We start from the raw sequence: 21,810 nt of genomic DNA on the forward strand, positions 1-21,810 counted from the left end.
TCATGTTTAAAAAATCCTTTTACCTTTTATTTTTTTCTTTTATACTTTTTCAATGTAAAACTGAAGAAAAGCCGAAACAACTCTCATCAAAAAATTATGCTGATGTAATAAATGAAGAATTTACAGGAGATTTAGCATATGAAACCACTTCGTTTGTAGAGAAATATTGGCGAGTTGTTGGAAACACTGGTTTTAATAAAACAGTTTATAATATTGCAGAAAATTTAGAAAAAGCAGGTTTTGTTTTAGAAGAAAATGCTACTGAAAAAGATATGTTAACTTACAGGATTGAGAAACGTCCACTCAAAAACCCAACTTGGGAATCTGTAGATGCTAGTTTACAAATTGAAGGAGAAATAGTACCTTTATTAGAACATGCAACCAACAGAAACATGATTGCTTTAAACTCTTACAGCACTCCAAAAGAAGGCATTTCTGCTGAAGTAGTTTATATAGAAGACATTAAAAACATCAACAAAACAGATGTAAAAGGAAAAATAGTTTTTGCGGAAACAAGTCCGTATCGAATTTATAAATCAGCAATTATTGATGGAAAAGCAGCAGGAATAATTACCTATAATAATCCAGATTATCTACAGCCAGAGAAAAACACAACTTCTATTCAATTTCGTTCTATTCCTTATGACTCTATTCATAAACGTTGGGCAATTGCATTGTCTTACGAAGCAAAAGAACGTTTAAAAAAATCGTTGGAATATGAAAAAACAATGTTGAATGTAAAAATTGAAACCAACATTTATCCTTCTGAAGAATTGACAATTATTGCAGATATTAAAGGAACAGAAAAACCAAAAGAACGTTTGGTTTTTAGTGCGCACATTCAAGAACCTGGTGCAAATGACAATGCAACTGGAGTTGGGGTTGCTTTGGAAATGGCTTCATTAACTGCAAAATTTATCAACCAAAAACAGTTTCAACCTAAAAGAACTTTAACGTTTTTATGGGGAGATGAAATTGTTTCCACCAGAAGATATGTTCAAGAAGATTCCATTAGAGCAAAAAATATTAAATGGGGAATTTCTTTAGATATGGTTGGAGAAGATACTAAAAAAACTGGCGGAACTTTCTTAATCGAAAAAATGCCTGATCCAAGTGCTATTTGGACTCGTGGAAATGACAAACATACAGAATGGGGAGGTTCTGAAATGAGCTTAGAGCAAATGAAACCTCATTATTTGAATGATTTTTTAATTGATAAATTTAAAGCACAAGGCAAAAGAGCCAATTGGGTTGTGAGTACAAATCCGTTTGAAGGTGGTAGCGATCATGTACCATTTTTAAGAGAAAATATACCAAGTGTTTTGTTCTGGCATTTTACTGACCAATTTTATCATACAGATAATGATAGAATTGATAAAGTTTCTAAAACAACTTTAAAAAATGTAGGAACAACTGCTTTAATTGCAGCTTATACGTTGTTAAGTGCTGATGAAAATACTGCAAAAATAATTATTTCTGACTTAGAGAAATCTGCAATTGACAGATTAAATGAAGAATTAAAACAAAGTAAAATTGCTATAAATAATGGTGATTCTTTAGAAACTCAAATCGAAATAATTACAGCTTGGAATAACTGGTATCAAAAATCGTTAGCGACTACAAAAGATATGGTTTCAGACGAAAATTCAATCAAAATTTATATTGAAAAATCTCAGAAAACAATCGATTCAATTTCAATGAAAATTATTGAGAAATTAAAGGGCTAACCTTATTTTTCTTTTTTCAACTTTTTGATACATGGCATTGAAAAACTTTTTTCTTTCTACAGAAGATTCTCCAGAAATATTGGTAGAAAATTGTAATTGTTTTTTTAAATGTTGTTCTATTTGATTGGTTGTTTCATATTTTTAACAAAGCCATTTTATATTTTAAAATGGCTTTGTTATTACTTTTTAATATTTTGAGCCATCATGCTTGCCAACTTCAAACCCATGTTTCCCTAAAAATTGATTTCCAGAAGTTATAGCATCTTCTTCTAAAGTTGTTCCCATGGAATCGTTCCAACGATTTAAGTAACCAAATAAAGAAATTACACCTAACATTTCAACAATTTCGCCTTCATCCCAATATTTATATAACTGTTCTTTAATTTTAGCGTCTACAGCATTTGGTACCATAGAAGCAGCTAAAGAAAAATCTAACGCAGCTCTTTCTGCTTCTGAAAAAGCAGGATGTGTTTTATATTCCCAAATATTATCTAATTGTTCTTGTTCTGCACCATAACGTTCTGCAGCTCTTATGGCATGTGCTTGACAATACCTACAACCAGTTGCGTTGCTAGAAACCCAGGCAATCATTCTTTTTAATGCAGATGTAACTCGTCCTTCATTAGCCATTACTGCTTTGTTTAAATTGATAAAAGCTTTTGAAATTGCGGGTCTACGTTGCATGGTTAACACAGAATTTGGACAAAACCCTAATGTTTCATTAAAAAATTCTGCTAGTTTTTTTGTTTCTAAATCATGTTCCGCATGAAGAGGCGTTACTAATGGCATATTTTTACTTTTTATTATTATTTTCTTATTAAACTAAAACTTCCTGTTTTTTTTATAGCTAATCCGTTTTTATCGGTTAAAATTGTTTGAAACCAATAACTGTTGGAAGGTAGTAATTTTCCTTTAAAAGTTCCATTCCAACCTTTACTTTCTTTTGTTATTTTGTGTAATAATGCACCAAATCTATTGTAAATATAAATATCTGAAATTGTGTAAAAATCTTTATTATATCCTTTTAGATGCCAAAAATCATTATTACCATCGTTATTAGGAGTAAAGAACTTTGGATATTCTAATATCGAAAATTCGTATTTTTGTGTTCCACAACCCCCTTTGTCTTTTACAAAAAGTGTATGTATACCTACTGTTATTCCTTCAAAAAAACCAATGTCTTTATAAGTTCCGAATTCATTATCTAGCGTAAATTCATAATTACCAGTTCCTAAATTAGCTATTTGAATAGTTATAGAATTATTATCAGAATCATCAACAATTAAAATATCGTCTTTTGTAATAGTGGCAATTTCTGAATTTGTAACAGAAATTGATTTTTCTAAAGATTCGCAACCAGCTTCAGAAAACGCTTTTACTGTGTAATCTCCTGCTTCTGTTACAGAAATTTCTGAGTTATTTTCTGGAAAAACAGCTCCATCTTTTTTCCATATATATGTATATGTTCCTTGTGCATTTATCACTTTTAAAGTTACAGAACCAATATCTTTACACAAAGCAACATTTTCATTTTCGATATCAAAATTAGGAATTGTAGTATCTACCTCTGCAACTACTTCTGTTCTAGTTGATGAGATACAATTAAAGTTATTAGCCTCTACATAATAAGATGTTGTTGTGGTTAATGGTGGTGTTCTAAAATTTTCACCAGTAAAGATAGGTGTTGTACTTGTTGCTGAATTGTACCAATTTATTTCTCCATCAGAAGCTATTGCAGTTAACAATGCTGTTCCTGAACAAATTAAATCATTTTCAACACTTATTATATTAGGTCTTTGATTTACGATTATTTTCACAGGAATTCTTTCTAAACTTGTACAACCATTTACAGAAACAGTTGCATAAAAAGTTGTTGTATCTGTAACTGTGATAGTAAAATCGTTTCCTGTAAAAATTGGAGTTCCATTGGTTTGTGATTCGTACCATAGAATTTGACCTTCGTTTGACAGTGCTGAAATTGTTGCGATTCCAGATTCGCAAACTGTTGCTTCTGTAATAGTATTTATTTGAGGTATATAAATGTGAGTACTTGCTACAATACTTAGTGGAGGATCACTAGGAACTCCATATTCCACAATATAACCTTTAGGAACGTATAAATTTGTTCCACCTGCGTTTGGTAAATCGTTCCAAGAACCAATAATAACATTATTCACATTTGGATCTGTTATGTGTGCATAATCTTCACCGGCTGCATCATTTCCTCTAAAATCATTGGGTTCTCCATTGTTCCAAAAAGCAAAATTAGGAGTTGTTCCACTAATTTGTCCTCTCCAAAAAATAGTACCTGTTTCTGGGCCAGTAACCCATTTCCAAACACCTTCTGTTTCTTCATCAGAACCACCAATCCAACCTGCTCCAGAAGCTTGTTTTCCTGCAAAATCTGCTTCTTCTTGGCTTATTAATGTCGCTAAATATCCTTTTCTACCATAAAAAGTTCGATTTTCTGCAGCTATTTTTGCTGATTTCCAAGTTATTCTAGGAGCAGAAACAAACTCGTAAAAATGATCAGTAGAGGGTAAGTAATTGGCATTGTCTATAGCTAAGGAAAAAGATTTTTTTATTTCTATATTTATGGCAGAGGTTTTAAATTGAATATTTTTAACTGCATTTTCTAAATCTGTTAATAACATTTCTGAGCCAGTATTAGAAGATGTTAAGGTTAATTTACCTTCTAAATCATTCCAATTAGAACGAATATTTGGATGATTACCTGTTAGTTCTAGAACATCAAAATTTAATTGATATCCAGAAGATATTTGAACAAAAAAAGAAGGTAAAGTAGTGTCATCTGAATCTGTTATAGAAAAATTAGTAACAATATTTATTGCGTTTCCTGGGCAAAAAACTTGGTTTCCTTCTGCAAAAAGTTCTGGAGCACTATCTACTTGAGCATACAAATGAACTGTAATTAATAAAAATAAAATTGAAAAAATATTATTTTTAAGTAAGGTAGATTTATTCATTTAAAGGATTAACTTATGGGCGATTTCTTATTTTTGTAAAAAAGTACAATTTAATACTTCAAATTTAAAAAAATATAAAATAATGGTTAAAAATATAGTAAAAACAGTATGGACAGGAAAATCACAATTTGAAACCGACAATCCAAGTGGACATAAGTTTACAATGTTTGATAAATCTCAAGATAATGGAGATACTGTTGGTTTTGCACCAAAAGCTTTGATGCTATCTTCTTTAGCAGGATGCTCTGGTTTGGATGTAGTTTCACTTTTAGAAAAAATGCGCGCAGAAGTTGCTGACTTTAAAATTGAAGTTACCGCAGAATTAACAGACGAACATCCTAAATTTTATAACAAGGTAAAAGTAGATTATCACTTTACAGATGCAGAGTTACAACCTGAAAAAATTCAAAAAGCAGTAAATTTATCTGTAACTAAATATTGTGGGGTTATGGAAATGTTCAGACAATTTGCCGAAGTAGAAACTGAAATATTTTTACACAATATTTCTATAAAAGAATAAAAAATTACTAAAATATGCTTAGCATAAAGCTATGAGATGGACTTTAAAAAATGAACCTAATAAAGAAAAAGTAATACAACTTGCAAAAGATTTACAGATTGATAAAACAATAGCAAAAATACTTTGCCAACGAAATATTACAACTTTTAACGAAGCTAAAAAGTATTTTCGCCCAAGTTTAGACGACATTCACAATCCTTTTTTAATGAAAGATATGGATTTGGCTGTTGAAAGAATTGAAAAAGCAATTTCTAACAATGAAAATATTTTAGTTTTTGGTGATTATGATGTAGATGGAACCACTGCAGTGTCTTTGGTTTCTTCTTATTTAAAAACAATTCACCCAAACATTGCCACATACATTCCTGATAGATATGAAGAAGGTTATGGTGTATCTTATATGGGAATTGATTTTGCAGAAGACAACGATTTTTCTTTAATTATTGCTTTAGATTGTGGTATAAAAGCTATCGAAAAAGTAGCGTATGCTAAAGAAAAAAATATCGATTTTATTATTTGCGACCATCACAAACCTGGAAAAGAAATTCCAAAAGCAATAGCAGTCTTAAACCCTAAACAAGAAGATTGTAATTATCCTTTTGATGAACTTTGTGGTTGTGGAGTGGGTTTTAAATTAATTCAGGCTTTGGGAGTTTCCAGAAACCAAACTATAGAACACTTTGTGCCTTATTTAGATTTGGTTGCCACTGCAATTGCTGCTGATATTGTTCCAATGAATGATGAAAACAGAACTCTGGCTTATTTTGGATTACAAGTAATTAATTCGCAACCAAGAAACGGAATTAAAGCCATAATTCATCAAATTAAAAAGGAAGAATTAACAATTACAGATGTTGTTTTTATTATTGCTCCAAGAATCAATGCTGCTGGAAGAATGAAACATGGTAATTATGCTGTGGAATTGTTAACAGAGATGAATTTAGATACTGCCATTGAATTTGCTGCGGCTATAGAAATTTTTAATGCAGACAGAAAAGATTTAGATAAGAAAATCACTGACGAAGCTTTAATACAAATTATTGATAATAATGAAGAAGAGTGTTTTACATCTGTAGTTTATAAAGAAGATTGGCACAAAGGTGTTATAGGAATTGTAGCATCTAGGTTGATAGAAAACTATTACAGACCTACTTTAGTTTTTACAAAAAGTGGCGATAAATTAGCGGCATCTGCACGTTCTGTAAAAGGTTTTGATGTTTACAATGCGCTTTTACAATGTGAAGAGTTTATAGAACAGTTTGGAGGACATAAATATGCAGCTGGTTTAACTTTACTACCAGAAAACTATGAGAATTTTAAAAATAAATTCGAAGAAGTTGTAAAAAATACGATTGATAAAGAATTGCTAACGCCAGAAATTTCCATTGATGCAGAAATAGATTTGTCGGAAATTACAGATAAATTCTTTCGAATTATTCAGCAAATGGCACCTTTTGGACCAATGAATATGAAACCTGTTTTTAAATCTACTTGTGTGAGAGATAATGGCTATGGGAAACAGGTTGGCGCAGATAAAACCCATTTAAAATTAAACGTTTTTCAAGGTGACAATCAAAAAACCTACAACGCTATTGGATTTAATTTGGGCGATAAATTAGAATTTGTACAAGACGAGTTTGATATTGTGTATACTTTAGATGAAAATGAATGGAATGGTTATAAATCTGTACAATTGTTGTTGAAAGATTTGAAATAAACAATTAATTAAAAAGCAAATAAATCTGCCTACTTATACATGCTGATCAATCAAAATAGCATTTCCATCTGGATCTAAAACCACAAAACTTGCAGGTCCAGAAGTAGTTTCGTCTGCTTCAGTTTCTAGTTTTACACCTGCTGTTTTTAAATGTTGTTGAATGGTTCTCACATCGTCAAATTCTTCTAACTTGTTGGCAGATTCGTCCCAACCAGGGTTAAAGGTTAGTATGTTATTGTCGAACATTCCTTGAAATAAACCCACTAAAGAATTACCGTTTTTAAGAATTAAATAATTCTTTTCTATTTGACCTGCAAAAACTGTGAATCCTAGTTTTTCATAAAATTCTTTTGATTTATGAATATCTTTAACTGCTAAACTAATTGAAAATGCACCTAACTTCATGATTTTGAATTTTTATTAATCATTTAAATTTATAAAATTAAAACGATTCAAAAAAATAACTTAATGAAAATCAAATATTAAAAGGTTTAAAAAATCAGCACTATAAAACTATAAAACTATAAAACTATAAAATTTGTATTTTTTTTTCTTATTACTTAATAAGAAAAAAAAGACTTTCAATTTTTGAAAATCTTTTTTTAGTAGTAAAAACTGGAATCGAACCAGTGATATTCGGGTTGTGAGTTTGATAAAACCCCTTAATTTATGCACTTTTTTACTTAATTTTAATAAAGTTGTTTACAATAGCGTTTACGATGATTTATATATAATTTTAATTCAAATATAAAATTAATTGTTTCTAAATAAAAAATAATTCTTACTTTTAAAGTGCTATAAAAGAGAATCATGGAAAATTATCCAACCCTATTTTTAGAACAAAAAATTCATAGAAATAAACCACAATTACTTATAAGGTTTAACTACAATAAAAAACTTATAGCCTTATTAAAAACTATTAATGGTGCTTTCTGGAGTAAAACTTTAGGATGTTGGTATATATTAGATACCAAAGAAAATCTAGCACTTATTTTTAGTAAATTTAATGGTGTTACAAAAATCGACAGCTCAAAGATCACAAAAAAAGAAACATCTATAAGAAATTTAAGTGATGACCAAAAAAAAATTCTAAATAATTTTTTCTTATTTTTAAAAGGAAAAAGATACAGCAAAAGTACAATTCAAACGTATACATTCTTTATAGCAGATTTTATAAGCTTCCATTCGAACAAACCACTTTTTGAATTAACCAATAGAGACGTTGAGTTATTTATTGAAGCTATATTTATTCAAAGAAAATATTCTATAAGTACACAAAGACAATTTATAAGTGCATTAAAAATTTTCATTGTTTTTTATCCTGAAACAAAAATTAATGACTTAGCACTTGAAAGACCAAAAAAATCAAGAAAATTACCCAATATTTTATCACAAGAAGAAATTTTAAATATTATTAGGTGTACCCAAAACTTAAAACATCGTGCAATAATTGCATTGATTTACTCTTGCGGATTAAGAATTAGCGAGCTAATTAATTTAAAATTAGTTGATTTTCATATTGAAAGGAAGCAACTGATTGTGAAAGATGGTAAAGGAAGAAAAGACAGATACGTGAGTTTAGCTGATAGTTTTTTACCATTACTTTCCAACTATTACCATTCTTATAAGCCTAAAATATATTTTGTAGAAGGAAAAGACGCTATTAAATACAGTCCAGAAAGTGTTAGACAATTCTTAAAAAGAAGTACAAAAAAAGCACAAATAAATAAAACTGTAACACCGCATACACTTAGGCACAGTTATGCGACTCATTTATTAGAAAATGGAGTTGATATTAGGTATATACAATCACTTTTAGGACATTCAAGACCTGAAACCACAATGATTTACACCCATGTAAAAAGAAAAGACTTAATGAATATTCAGAATCCATTGGATACTGCTTTACAAAACATAAATAAAACAGATAAACAGAACCAAAATGTTCTGTTATCCCGTAAAAACATATAAAAATAACATATATTTACTAGTATATAACTAGCTGTAGCACATTTGATAAAAATCACGAATTGAAAAGAAAAGCAGGAATTTTAATAATCGGAATTTTAATCGTCTCAAAATTCTGGATTGGAATCTATACTCACGACGAGTTTGGAGAGAAAAATCTTTTTATTAAGCACAGACCGATTTGGAAAACGTTTTTCTATTCACCAAGAGGAATGAGTGATTTAAAATTATCTGAAATGTCGACTGAAAAGCAAAATGAACAAAAACTGTTCGATGAATTTGTTTTAGAAAATCAAACAATCGAATAAAATGGAAATTAAATATTGCTGGAGATGTAAAATGGAAATTCCAATGTTGGATAAAGAAGAGTTTGCAATCGCTTCTGAATTGTACTCAAACGGATTTAAAATAGCAAAAGCGGATAGAAAAGATAGATTTAAAGAATTATTGGAATACTATAATAATTTGACTGGATTTGGAGAAACTGAACCGAATGCGATTATGCATCACTCACTTGAACAAATCGGACCTGATTGTGAAAATTGCGGAAAACCATATAGAACACCAAAAGCAAAACTGTGTGCGAATTGCGGAGATAAAAGGAAAGTTGAGTAATAAAAACGTGCTACAACAACGTATATAATCCATTGCTTATACTCGCCTACTTACGAAAATCCTCACGGATTTTCTATTCGGTTTTTATTTGCTAAATTAGTTGCTTACACACGCAACGTATCATATACAAAAACGTTGTGCATAATTGAAAAAAAAATGTTGTTCCAAAAGAAAATTAAACCTGAAATAATAAAAAAAAGAAATACGAAAAAATTGCGTTCTTCTGGAATTGAAGTAATTGAACATCTACCCTATTTAGATAATCCTGACTTTAGAGAACCAAAAGAAATTGCTCGTAGAACTTTAGTTCTGACAGCATTATTTCAGTTACATCTTCAAGCACCAAGAGAAGTAATAAAAAAATGGCTTGATGAAAACGGACTTTTAACGCATTTAAACGTTGAGGAATTGGAATATTTAGAAACGGAATATTCTGAACTGACCGAACAAACTCAAACCGATATTTATTGGTTTGTAGAAGCGATTTGGACTTTTGCTTGGATTGGTGGACTTCATAATAATCTGACTTTAAATACTGGAGTTGAAGATTCACTTGCAACGCTAATTCCGAACATTGCGAAAAACGAACCAGCCGAAAAATTTATATCTAATTTCAAATTAAGGAAGAAAATAGAGATTTTTGAGATGTTGGACAAAATTTATCGTGCTCATTGGTTTGCGAGAAATAATGAATTAAAAGGAGAAAAATCAGAAAAAGTTGATTTGGATATAATAATGGAAAGACGAAAAGCACTTGAATATACTTGTTACAAAGAATTTGGATGGAACGAAATTTCATTAGACACCTGAGAAACAACTATGCACAACACCGTATAAAATTAATTGCTGGTTATAGCCTACTTACGAAAGTCCTCGCGGACTTTCTATCTGTGATTTATTTACTAAATTTAGTGCTTAAATCACGCAACTAATCTTATACAACAACGTTGTAAACAAGCTGAATCCAGCCGCACATTAGGCACATTTGGTTTTTGCCAACGCTTAAATTCAAAGCTGAAAAACCAAAAGAGCCTAATCTTGCCAACGCTGAATGAAAAGTGAGAAAAATCATAAACTAAATAAAATTTAAATTGTAATTTAGGTAATCCAAAAATTGAATAAAAAGAATCTGCACGAATAAGAATGACAATAGACGAAATTTTTAAAAAAGGGAATTTAAGTATACGCTCATATCACGTCTGTAAATACAACAATATTGAAACTATTTATGATCTAAAAGAATACTTTGTAAAAAATAAAAGTTTTACGAAATTTAGGAATTGTGGTCGAAAATCCGATGAAGAATTAATTAAGCTATGCAATAGCTATCATTTGGAAGGAATTGATTCAATTGATAATGAAACACAAGAATTAATTTCAGAAAATCCATTAAAGAAAATAGTTACTGAATTAACCAGAACGCAAAGGGAAGTAATCAATAGCTTCATTCTTGTAAATACAAATAGTCTTTCAGTAAGAAGTAAAAACGCTATTTCACTTCACTTAAAAGGTAATTTAAAGATTAAAAACTTCGCTGAAAAAATATTACTTTCCAATACTTTTAATGTCAAAAACATAAAAAATGTTGGAGCTAAATGTGTTCCAGAATTAGAAATTTATATTTCAATAATTAAAGACTTCTTAAATGATGTAAGTCAATCAGATAATGAAAAAAAACTTATTTCAATAAAGAATAACTTTTTAATTCAACGCACTTTTTCTATTTCAAAAATCCCTAGTGAAATACTTGAAACGGAATCAATTTTCTTGTTAACAGATTTTTTATTAAATCAAAATGCTCTATTTGATGAAACTCAAACAGTAATTGTTAAAAAAGCTTTTAAAATATATCAAAATCAGAAAGAATTAACTCTAGATGATATTGCAGAAAAAGTAAACTTGACTAGGGAAAGAGTAAGACAAATAAGAAAATTATGTCTTGATGATATTTTTAATAAACTCTTATTTATTCAAAATTTCAGCGATGAATTATTTCAAAAATATAATATCGACATTAATTCTAATCAACTAGAAATTGACGCAGAAATTGTAGATATCATAAACAATACAAATAACACAAATTTATCCAAAGAGTTTATTAGCTACATATTATTTGCATATTTATGGGATAAATTTTCTCTGATTGGAGAAATTGAAGATGTTTTGCTACCAAGGTACTTTAACGCTCGGAATAGACATAATTGGAAGAATTTCTATTTAATAGACAAAGATATAGTCAAAGAAATTGATTTTAATGCTTTAGCTAATGATATTGATAATAGAAAAAGTGATAAAATTGTAGAATCCTATTCATTCAATTTTAAAAGCTATCTATCAAGATTTTTAAGTAATAATAATATTGATTTTTTAGATTTAGTTTTCCCGATTGGCGAAAAAATAATTAATGACGAATTTGAATTATATCTTGATTTAGATGAGAACATAACATTTGAAAGAAATACTAAAAAACAAGTCCACGAATATGCACTTGAAGCTCTTGAAGAGTTAGGGAATCCATCTAAAATCAATTTAATTTTAGACAAGGTTTTAGAATTAAATCCAAATTATGTCACAGATGAAGCAAGTTTGCGTGCTGCTATGGCTAGAAGGAATGGATTTGTCCCAATAGGAAGAAAAAGTGTTTTTGGATTAAAAAAATGGGAAAAAGAACTAGAAAACTTCAAAGGTGGTACTATTAAGGATGTAATAATAGAATTTTTGCAAGATAAAAATGAGCCAATTCATATTCTTTTAGTATTAGAATATTTGGATAAATACAGGAGAAATAAAGATGCAAAAAGCGTACTAACTAATCTTAAAGTTGATCCTTTGAAACGGTTTTTAATTTACAATCAAGGGTTTATAGGTTTACAAATTAAAGAGGAGCAGTATGATGATAAGTTTAATAGTTTACCAGTACAATTAGGTAAAACTATTATTGCAAAACATAAAAAAGGGTATTCAATAAATGATATTAAAACTTTCTTACTAAATTCTTACAATCTAACTTTTGAAGAATCCAAATTAATATTAAATAATTTAAAATATTTCAATGAAAATTAAAGAAACTAAAATACTACAGAGCCAAAGACTCAAAGAAATATGCAATAAAAAAGATGTAAATTTTGATTCTCTAGAAATTCTATTGGATTCTGTAAAGACTAAAAAGTTGCTAAAAAGAAACAATTACCACCAGCAAAAAATTAATGATGTAATTGAAAAGACTATAAAATGAAGTTATCCAATATAGAAATCAACAATTTTAGACAATATTACAATGAAGTTAATATTAATTTATCAACCAATTCAGATCAAAACATCATTGTAATTGGTGGTAGAAATGGTTATGGAAAAACAAATCTTTTACTATCAATAGTTTGGTGCCTTTATGGAGAAAAAATTTCTCAAATTGATGACAATTTCAAAAAGGAAATTCAAAAAGAAAAAAACTATTCATCTTTTATGCAGCAATCCATAAATTGGACTGCAAAAAAAGAAAATAAAGACACTTTTTCTGTTAGTATACTTGTTTCAGAAATCGAATTACCTGAACTAAAGAAATTAAACTCAAATTCTGAAAGTGTAATTATTACTAGAACATTTAATGTTACTAGTATGAATGAAAAACTTTTGATTTTAGATTCTGATTCAAAAATGGAAATTTTTGATGATGAAGCAGATAAAATTAACTTTATAAATGATTATATAATTCCGATAGATGCAGCAAAATTTGTCTTTTTTGATGCAGAAAAAATATCTGAAATAGCCAACTTATCAATTAAAGAAGAAGGCAGTTTTATAAATGACGCTTTAGGTAAAATTTTAGGATTAGACACTTATGATACACTTATCGAAGATATAGAGTTTTACATAAATTCTCTTAAAAAAGAAGGAGCTACTAAAAATTTACAAGAGCAAATTGTAGATAAAGAAAAAGCAATTGAACTTTCAAATATAGACATTGAAAAACTTGAAGAAGAAAATGCTGAAAAACTAAAAGAAATTGACGATTTAAAAAAGACAATTCGTCAATATAATAATCTAATTTCTCAACATAGTAAGCAAGGTAATTCAACTTTTGACAGAGAATCTGTATTGTCAGAAATAGAAAAACTAAAAACAAAGGAACTTGAACTTTCTGAAAGATTTAATGAATTAAGTGAAATTATTCCAATAGCAATATTAACTGGTAAACTAGAAGAAGTTAATGAACATTTAGAAATTCAAGAAAAAAATGAATTATCACAAAATTCATCAAAAGAAAATTCTGAAAAAATAGAAAACTTTATTGAACTACTTTTTAACAAACCACCTGAACCAGATAATTCTACAATGTCTTTTAAGGACAAGAACTTTTATTATGAAAAAGCTAAAAATTTAGGTTCGGAATTATTTAGTGATAATGGAGATTATCAAGAATTAGAATTTGAACACGATTTGAATAATTCAGAAAAAAATCTAATTAAAGATGCTATAAATCTAGTTAACGAACAATCAAAAGATTTATTCGAGACTACAATTGAGGAGTTTAATGAAGTGCAAATTAAACTTTCAGAATTAAACAAAACATTAAGTAAAGTTGATGCTGATTTAGAAGATGAATTAATATTGGAATATTCATCCAAAAAGGAAACAGCAGATTATAATATTACTGAAAACAATAGGAAAATTGGAGAGAACAATCAACAAATCACAAAACTAAAAAGTGATATTGTTCGCTTAAATCAACAGCTTTTGACATTGGTTAAAAAGGTAGATGTAAATGCACAAAACAAACTTAAAATTAAAGAAAGTCAAAAATACATTGACGTCTTGAATTCATTCCTTGAAGAACAGAAAAGTAAACACAAAAATAGTCTTGAAAAAACAATTTTAAACGAGTTAAAAATATTAATGCACAAACTTGGCAGTGAAGAAAACAGCCGTAAATTTATTGAAGATGTGAAAGTTACCATTTTGGCTTCAGGTCAAGGAATGAAAATCACCTTATTAGATCAACATGATAATGAAATAAGAAAAGAAAGTTTATCATCTGGAGAAAAACAGATTTATATTTCGTGTTTGATTAAAGCAATTTTAAACGAATCGATACAAAGTTTACCAATTTTTATAGATACACCTCTTGGTAGACTTGATGAAGAACATAGAGATAACATTACTAAAAAATATTATCCTGCTCTTTCCGAACAAGTTGTATTATTTTCAACAAATAGTGAGATTACACCAAAACGATACAAAGATATTTCTGAAAACATTTCAAAATCATATCTACTATTTAATGATGGAGCAAACACAAATTTAAAAAACGGTTATTTTAATACTACAAGCAATGATTAGATTTAAAATAGATTCAGAAAGTACAGAGTTATTAGATAGAATTACAAATATCTATAATTTTAAAAGAGACACAATTACAGGAAGAATTGCATTGTCATTAAGTATTGAAAAAGGACGCCTATTTCACGAAAACGAAAATAGTCTACCTCAAAACGGTAGAGAATATACGCCAACAAGCAACATCTTTGGACGTTTAGTAAATGACATTGATAATTTTACACTTTATAAAACAATTTTCGATCAGCATTATAATAAAGAATTAACAGAAAGTGAATTTATTAAACTTTATAAACTTCATTTAAAAGATGGTCTTGAAGTTTGGAATAATAAATTAAATAATAGCGACATTACGAAAGGCGAACATATTTCACTTTTATTGAAACCAATCAAAAAAGGTTTAACATTAAGATCAAAAACTGTAAAAACTGGTTCTAGTTCAAAGAAAATTAATGTAAAAGAATATGAAGATCTTTTAACATTCGAATTAGGAAAAACAGAAGAAGGTGTAAATGTTGAAATTAGAATTAATGATTTAAGAGAGTTTGATAATAGAAATATTGCAATTGCTGGAATGGCAGGTTCTGGAAAAACTCAATTAATGAAAGATATTTTATATCAAATTTCCAAAAACACAGACAATGATCTAAAATTTATATTCTTTGATTATAAAGGCGAAGGAAATCCAGAGCAACTTAAACCATTTTTGGATGCAACAAAATGTGAATTTGTCGACATTGTAAATGATGGTGGTATTGAATTTAATCCATTTTTATCAATAAGTTTAGATGAAAGACAAAGACCTTTTAGTATAAAAGCATTTGTTGACACTATAGCTACTTTTGTTCCTAGTGTTGGTGTTGCTCAAAAAAATATTTTAACAAATGTAATTACTGATTTATTCGACAGTAAAAATGGTTCTTACCCAACTATAAATGAATTATTTGAAAATTTAGAAGAATATTACGATGAAAATAATAGAAGACCAGATACATTATTTGCAGGTATCCAAGATTTAACTACCAATATATTTAATTGTAGTCCAACTAATACTGATATTTTAGACAAAAGCTTATATCTAAATCTTCCACCTGCATTATCCGATACTTTAAGACAATTAGTTGTGTTTTTGTTACTACGCTACTTTAACTCATTTTTTAGTTCTACAAATGATTGTGAACCAAAAGATCATATTTTTCCATTACGATATGTAATTGTAATTGATGAAGCTCACATATATTTAAAAAATAAAAATGCACGTAAAGCACTTGAAGAGCTATTGAGATTATTAAGATCCAAAGGAGTTATAATTGTAATGCTCTCACAAGGAGTTGAGGATTATAAAACAAAAGACTTTGATTTTGCGTCGCAAGTTAAGTTACCTATATGCTTGAATGTTCAAAATAAAGATTATAAAGCAATTAGTAATTATGTTGGGACACCAAGTAGTAAATACAAATTAGAAACTGAAATCAAAAAATTAGAATCAGGAAAAGGCTTAATAAATATTGGAGAACCGAAAATTATTGAATTAAGACAATGGTGGAAAACTAAAAAAGAGGAAAATTTATAAGCCGAAGTTATGTTCAAGCACATTTATTTTTTTCCAACGCCCAAAAAAGCTAAACCTAAAAAATAAAAAAGCTTTCACGCCAAAGCTCACATTTGAGCTAACAGAAAAACATCGGAAAACTAAACTGAACGGAATAAAGCCAGTTTACAACAACGTGTATAAAACATAGCTATTACAGGCTTTTCGAGAGGTTTTTACTTATTTACAAAGTACGTCAAATTTTTTATTTGGTTATATTTATAAAAGAAAATTAAACATAATAATAAAAAATTCGGCTCGTGCTAAATCCGAAAAGTTAGCGTCTATTTATACGCTACGTTTTATACACAAGACCGTTGTAAACAATGCCGAAAACCAAGTGAAATACTACATTGGAGCATATTATCTGATTAAACTAAAACCTGTCGAATATGGAACGATTAAAGGTTCGGAAATCTATACTTGTAGTCGCTGTATAAACGACTCTTTTTTTGACTCTTGGGCAATTTCTTGGGCAACGACTGAAAAGAAAGAATTAGAAGAAACTAAACATACTTTTAATCTGACTGACAAAAATGTTGAGGAAATACAATTTTGGGCAGACAAAAAATTGGACGAAGAAAAACTCGGTTGGATAAATACGTTTTCTGACTTAAAAACATTGACCGAATACAAAGAAAAGTTCTTTCCAAATGATTCTGACTTTGAAATATTAAGTATCAGCTTTCCCGAATCTGATTTTAGCGAAGCTTTGGAAATGACAAAACCGACTGAAATGAATAGCGGAGAAATTGGAATTTATAGCAAACTTAAAAACAAAGAGCTTGATTTAGAAAAAGATGAGTTTTTAGGTTACGATATAATCGGAATTGAAATAAGTGGAGACTTCCATTCTTTTCATTGCAACGACTTGGCGAATGATTTAAGAGATAAATTCGGTCTCAAAACAAATGAATTTGGACTTATAGAAAATTATGAAAACTGGAACGAAATAATGGAATTTATGAATGACGAATCTAATGGATTTGAACCTGTGCCTTGGTTTTATGTCAAAGTGAATAGAATTAGAAAATGAAAAAAGCACTGTTTACAACAATGTATAACCGCAATTACGGCGGATTCGGCTACGTCCGAATCCACTCGGAATTGCTAACGTCTGTGCCAAACCGAAAATTAACGCATATTAACCCGTAACTGACGGTTATACGAGACCGTTGCCCACAATATGAAAAAACTGCTTCAATTAATATTTATCGGACTTTTAATATTGAGTTGTAACAACAAAAACAAAGCTGAAACAAAAACTTTTGAGAAAGCAGAAATGGAATTAAAAAACTACACAGAAGAAGAACGAACAAAGGAATTTCAATATCTGAAATCGAATATCTTTAACGGACTTGAAAATCTGAATGACGGATTCGACTCTGAATCGATTTACTATTTCTCGGAATCTGACTTTGAAATCGTACTTGACCGAATAGAAAAAAACGGAATCGCTATTTTCGGAATTGAACCTTGGCTGAATAAATATTTTTATGATGTTTTGAGTTTCGAAGACTATAAAACTGTTGCGAATGACCCAAAGTGGTATAGAAAAGCATTTACCGAATTTAAAAACCGTGAAAAGAATTTAATGTATTCTGCAAGTTATCAAGTTCCGAAAAAATTGTTAGCGGAATAAAATACTGTGGGCAACAACGTATATAATCCATTGCTAGTACTAGCCTACTTACGAAAATCCTCGCGGATTTTCTATTTGGTTTGTATTTTGCTACATTAGATGCTTAAAACACGCAACAAACCATATACAACAACGTTGCCCAACATTAAAAACTGACTCTTGAAAATATTAGGAGAATATATAAAAGACAAGAAATTAAAGGAATTAAGTACTTTAATTAATAAACGAATATGGCTGATTAAATGTTCAAATCTCGGAGCAAATCTGAAAGAAAACATTTACACATCAAACTTATTCGAAATTCCATTCTTCTGGAAAAATGAATTTGGAATTGAACAATCAAAAAAATTGGAATTCCAATGTGAATGGAATGAAGAAGAAGAAACTCTTATAGATTATTATAACTTGAAAATCAAAGTTGCTGAAAGGGAAAAATTTGCAGGAAATTTTGAGAATATATTGACACAAAACTCAAGTAGCGGAATTAACTCAAACATTTCATTTTCTGAATTTATAATATCAAAGATTTTAATACTTTCAAGAGAAGAAGTTGCTGATCAACAAATTGAAATAAGACACGATGAAGGAATATTATTTATTGATAAAAACGGTAATAAAATATTATTGTCGGCTGAAATAAAATGCACTGGACAAGTTGAATTTATAAATAATTTGTCAGTAATTAATAATAGAATAAAAGAACTGAAAATAAGAAAAACGTTGGGCAACACCGTATAAACTTTATTGCTAGTTTTAGCTCACTTGGGAAATTCCTCCGGAATTTCGCCGTTCGTGTTTTATTTACTAAATTTAATGCTTAAACAACGCAACAAAGCTTATACAAACACGTTGGCAACAATATGAAAAAACGAAATCGAATAATATTTATCATAGGAATTACATTGATTTATACATCGATTGTTTTATTCTTTTTCCCTAAAGAATCTGAATTCTATTTAAAAAGTGACATTAAAGAATTCTCAAATTCTTTAATTCCTATTTCCGCAATTTTTTCATTTGTAATTGTCTTTTTAGCATTCTTTGACAAAAAAGATTTCACTGGAAATAAAATAACGAAAATAGTTCAAATCAGTTTTATAGGAATTATGAGTTATTTCCTATTTCAACAGAATTCTAAAATAGTGACAACAGTTGGACTTTACATAAATAGACTTTCTGAAAAAGATTTTTTAACTCGAGAATTTATAGTTAATTTTAAAAGGGAAAATGAACCTTATATTCTTGGAAGAATAACAAATCGGAAATACGAATCAGAACTTGATAAAGTGAAACTCAAACAAACTGAATTTAATAAAATAATGGAAAAAGAAACTATTAAGTTAAAGTTTAAAAAGGGAATATTCGGAATTCCATTTGAACCAATAAAAACGAATTAAAATACAGTTGCCAACACTGTATAAAATTAATTGCTATTTTAGTGCTTAACCAAAGTTAGTTGCATTTTTGCTACTTCTGATTTTCCTTCGGAAAATCCTCGGGCACAAAAACGCAACTAATCTTATACGAGAAACGTTGTAGTGCATTTAAAAAATGAACATCCTGAAAATTGACATAAAAAAATCCTTGAATCTTGAAAAACTATATTTCAATAAATCATTGATTGAAAATATATGGGAAAACATATTAATTATTAGCAATCTATTATTTTTCCTTTATATAACTGGAATGAATTTTTACGGTAATTTAATGAAATCTGAACCATTTGGTTGGACATTATTTTTCTTTGTATTAGTTATAATTATTACTGTTTTAGGAATAATATTAGTTCTGAACAGTAAAAAACTTGAAAGAATTGAAGGAATAACTATTTCTGAAAACACAAAAATTTTAAAAAAAATTGTAAATAGAAACGGGTGGAAACTATTTGAGGAGAATAAAAATTTAAATATTATTAATATTTCTTTTTTAGATACGAAAACAGATTATGGAAAACAAATTATTGTCCTTTATGAAAAGAATGATATTTTAATAAATTGTATATCATTTGCTTTTGGAAAAACGCAAAATCCTTACAATTGGTTTTCGAATAAAAAAATGGTTCAAAAATTTAAAACTGAATTTATAGAAGATAAAAACGCACTACAACAACATATATAATTTATTGCTGGCTTATTGCCTACTTGCGAAAATCCTCGCGGATTTTCTTTGTCTGTAATTATTTAATAAATTAGGTACTTAAATCACGCAACAAACCATATATAAACACGTTGTGGGTAATTTGAGAAAACCGAAATGAAATCGAATAGAAAGATATTTTTGGAACACTATTTCAAGATATTTGGAATGGAAAAATTGGAATGGATTAATGAAACCGAAAATTCAATTCGCGGAATTGTTGTTTATGATAAAGCGGACTTGGATGAACGGCAAGAATTCGTTTGGAAAAAATCCGAAAATGAAATTCCTTCCGAAAAACTGAACTTTATGATTGACAAACTTATTTCGGAAAAATTACTGATTGGAGATAAATTAATAAAACCAACAGCGGAAATAGAGTTTGCGGAATTTGACAACTCGACAAAAGAAAAACTCTTTGCGGAATTATTTAATGTCGGAATTAATATGGTCGATAATGGAAAAGAAACTGATATGTTTTATCTCCACGACTGAAAAAAAATAAAAAACTACCCACAACACCGTATATAAAAAATTGCTGGTGTTGTGCTAAAATAAAGGTCGTTGCACGTTTGCTACGTCTGATTTTCCTTCGGAAAATCCTCGCACGCAAACACGCAACTTTCCATATACATAAACGTTGGCAACAATATGAAAAGACTAATCGCACTTTTACTAATTTCAGTTTTATTTGGATGTAATAGCATTTCAGAAAATAAGAAAATTGAAATAACTGTAAAATCTGAATTGACCGAAAAGGAAAAAGGAGAAAATGAAGAATGGAATTTTAAAACATATCTTGAAAAGGCGATTGAATATCCTTTAAAAAAACTGAATCGAAAACCTATTTCTGAATTAAAATCTGAAACATTAAGAATTTGGAGATTTCCTGGAGGTGGAGCAGTTTTTGAGCAAATGTTGGAATTTAAGAAAACAAATTCTGAACTGACATTTCACTCTTACCTAATTGAGGATTTTGAAAATGAAAAGGAAAATCAACTGTCAGAACTGAATTTCTCGAAAAGAATTAACGAAAAAGGAATTATCAGCGAATTAAAATCAATAATTTCTGACTCTGATTTTATTGAAACTGAAGACAGCGAAAAATATTGCGAACCTTTTTGGGGTTGTGCAGATGTTTATCTTGTTGAATTTACAAACGGAAATGAAACAAACAAGTTTATTATAAATCATAATGTTGAGAAATGTGACAATAAAAAAGCAGAAAACTCGAAAAAGATATTTAAAATAATGAACGAAATAATATAAATACTGTTGCCAACAAAGAACTGAGCTAAAAAACAACATTTTTCTTCATTAAATTTGAACATTATTATACTAAGCTTAAACTTTTGTTTAAGCTTTTTTAAAGTATAATCTCATCTATTATTTTACTAATTTATCTTTAAAACAGAAGCAAAAGTTGGATCATATGGATGTCCAGATTTTGCTATTGCAAAAGCTTGTTTTAGTAATTTATTAGATACTGCAATCAAGGCTAATTTTTTACTTTTACCCTTATTTACAATTCTTTCATAAATATCTCTACACCCTTTGTTGTGCTTACAGGCAG

21 protein-coding genes and 1 pseudogene are annotated in these 21,810 nt (G+C 28.8%); 18 read left to right on the top strand and 4 right to left on the bottom strand.

Annotation, left to right across the window (positions count from 1 at the left end; genetic code table 11):
* Positions 1-2 precede the first annotated feature (2 nt).
* Positions 3-1,727 (top strand): M28 family peptidase, encoded by a 1,725-nt coding sequence (locus tag FDT66_RS11195; protein WP_138536521.1) that lies wholly within the window; start codon positions 3-5, stop codon positions 1,725-1,727.
* A 186-nt stretch (positions 1,728-1,913) separates the two neighbouring features.
* Here FDT66_RS11195 and FDT66_RS11200 read toward each other — a convergent pair whose 3' ends face one another.
* Both FDT66_RS11200 and FDT66_RS11205 read right to left on the bottom strand, forming a co-directional pair.
* The gene (locus FDT66_RS11200) at positions 1,914-2,516 is read right to left on the bottom strand and encodes a carboxymuconolactone decarboxylase family protein (protein ID WP_138536523.1); all 603 of its coding nucleotides are present in this window, start codon (positions 2,514-2,516) and stop codon (positions 1,914-1,916) included.
* Between the two features lie 17 nt (positions 2,517-2,533).
* The gene (locus tag FDT66_RS11205) at positions 2,534-4,714 is read right to left on the bottom strand and encodes an Ig-like domain-containing protein (RefSeq protein ID WP_138536525.1); all 2,181 of its coding nucleotides are present in this window, start codon (positions 4,712-4,714) and stop codon (positions 2,534-2,536) included.
* A gap of 82 nt (positions 4,715-4,796) precedes the next feature.
* Here FDT66_RS11205 and FDT66_RS11210 point away from each other — a divergent pair, with 82 nt between their 5' ends.
* Both FDT66_RS11210 and recJ read left to right on the top strand, forming a co-directional pair.
* On the top strand, positions 4,797-5,234 hold the full coding sequence (locus FDT66_RS11210; RefSeq protein WP_138536527.1) for an OsmC family protein: 438 nt from the start codon (positions 4,797-4,799) through the stop codon (positions 5,232-5,234).
* 31 nt (positions 5,235-5,265) lie between these two features.
* Complete coding sequence (gene recJ, locus FDT66_RS11215) at positions 5,266-6,951, top strand: single-stranded-DNA-specific exonuclease RecJ (RefSeq protein ID WP_138536529.1); 1,686 nt, start codon at positions 5,266-5,268, stop codon at positions 6,949-6,951.
* A gap of 33 nt (positions 6,952-6,984) precedes the next feature.
* Here recJ and FDT66_RS11220 read toward each other — a convergent pair whose 3' ends face one another.
* A complete protein-coding gene (locus tag FDT66_RS11220) occupies positions 6,985-7,356 on the bottom strand; it encodes a VOC family protein (protein ID WP_138536531.1) in 372 nt (123 codons plus the stop codon).
* Positions 7,357-7,761: 405 nt separating this feature from the next.
* Between FDT66_RS11220 and FDT66_RS11225 the strand changes: the two genes are divergently transcribed.
* The 15 genes from FDT66_RS11225 (at position 7,762) to FDT66_RS11295 (ending at position 21,506) form a co-directional block, all read left to right on the top strand.
* Positions 7,762-8,922, top strand: a complete 1,161-nt coding sequence (locus FDT66_RS11225; RefSeq protein WP_138536533.1) for a tyrosine-type recombinase/integrase — start codon at positions 7,762-7,764, stop codon at positions 8,920-8,922.
* A 59-nt stretch (positions 8,923-8,981) separates the two neighbouring features.
* Entirely contained in the window at positions 8,982-9,227 is a 246-nt protein-coding gene (locus FDT66_RS11230; protein WP_138536535.1) for a hypothetical protein, read from the top strand.
* A 31-nt stretch (positions 9,228-9,258) separates the two neighbouring features.
* Positions 9,259-9,534 (top strand): hypothetical protein, encoded by a 276-nt coding sequence (locus tag FDT66_RS11235; RefSeq protein ID WP_222927918.1) that lies wholly within the window; start codon positions 9,259-9,261, stop codon positions 9,532-9,534.
* 156 nt (positions 9,535-9,690) lie between these two features.
* Positions 9,691-10,344, top strand: a complete 654-nt coding sequence (locus FDT66_RS11240) for a DUF4272 domain-containing protein (protein ID WP_138536539.1) — start codon at positions 9,691-9,693, stop codon at positions 10,342-10,344.
* Positions 10,345-10,677: 333 nt separating this feature from the next.
* Positions 10,678-12,597 (top strand): sigma factor-like helix-turn-helix DNA-binding protein, encoded by a 1,920-nt coding sequence (locus FDT66_RS11245; protein WP_138536541.1) that lies wholly within the window; start codon positions 10,678-10,680, stop codon positions 12,595-12,597.
* Positions 12,587-12,769, top strand: a complete 183-nt coding sequence (locus FDT66_RS14265) for a DNA modification system-associated small protein (protein ID WP_138536543.1) — start codon at positions 12,587-12,589, stop codon at positions 12,767-12,769. Before FDT66_RS11245 ends, FDT66_RS14265 begins: the two co-directional genes overlap by 11 nt.
* Positions 12,766-14,871 (top strand): DNA sulfur modification protein DndD, encoded by a 2,106-nt coding sequence (gene dndD / locus FDT66_RS11255; protein ID WP_138536545.1) that lies wholly within the window; start codon positions 12,766-12,768, stop codon positions 14,869-14,871. The genes FDT66_RS14265 and dndD overlap by 4 nt, the downstream gene beginning before the upstream one ends.
* On the top strand, positions 14,864-16,441 hold the full coding sequence (locus tag FDT66_RS11260) for a DndE family protein (RefSeq protein WP_246034852.1): 1,578 nt from the start codon (positions 14,864-14,866) through the stop codon (positions 16,439-16,441). The genes dndD and FDT66_RS11260 overlap by 8 nt, the downstream gene beginning before the upstream one ends.
* Positions 16,442-16,799: 358 nt before the next feature.
* Entirely contained in the window at positions 16,800-17,495 is a 696-nt protein-coding gene (locus tag FDT66_RS11265; RefSeq protein WP_138536547.1) for a hypothetical protein, read from the top strand.
* Between the two features lie 150 nt (positions 17,496-17,645).
* Positions 17,646-18,101: a hypothetical protein gene (locus FDT66_RS11270; protein WP_138536549.1), complete on the top strand. Its 456-nt coding sequence runs from the start codon at positions 17,646-17,648 to the stop codon at positions 18,099-18,101.
* A gap of 159 nt (positions 18,102-18,260) precedes the next feature.
* Positions 18,261-18,839: a hypothetical protein gene (locus FDT66_RS11275; RefSeq protein WP_138536551.1), complete on the top strand. Its 579-nt coding sequence runs from the start codon at positions 18,261-18,263 to the stop codon at positions 18,837-18,839.
* 122 nt (positions 18,840-18,961) lie between these two features.
* The gene (locus FDT66_RS11280) at positions 18,962-19,498 is read left to right on the top strand and encodes a hypothetical protein (protein ID WP_138536553.1); all 537 of its coding nucleotides are present in this window, start codon (positions 18,962-18,964) and stop codon (positions 19,496-19,498) included.
* 289 nt (positions 19,499-19,787) lie between these two features.
* The gene (locus FDT66_RS11285; RefSeq protein ID WP_171032374.1) at positions 19,788-20,219 is read left to right on the top strand and encodes a hypothetical protein; all 432 of its coding nucleotides are present in this window, start codon (positions 19,788-19,790) and stop codon (positions 20,217-20,219) included.
* A gap of 135 nt (positions 20,220-20,354) precedes the next feature.
* A complete protein-coding gene (locus FDT66_RS11290) occupies positions 20,355-20,732 on the top strand; it encodes a hypothetical protein (RefSeq protein ID WP_138536557.1) in 378 nt (125 codons plus the stop codon).
* 156 nt (positions 20,733-20,888) lie between these two features.
* A complete protein-coding gene (locus FDT66_RS11295) occupies positions 20,889-21,506 on the top strand; it encodes a hypothetical protein (RefSeq protein ID WP_138536559.1) in 618 nt (205 codons plus the stop codon).
* A 125-nt stretch (positions 21,507-21,631) separates the two neighbouring features.
* Here the strand turns inward: FDT66_RS11295 and FDT66_RS14185 are convergent.
* Positions 21,632-21,810 (bottom strand): annotated as a pseudogene (locus FDT66_RS14185) (IS110 family transposase); the annotation flags it as partial.

Source organism: Polaribacter aestuariivivens (assembly GCF_005885675.1).
Lineage (GTDB): Bacteria > Bacteroidota > Bacteroidia > Flavobacteriales > Flavobacteriaceae > Polaribacter > Polaribacter aestuariivivens.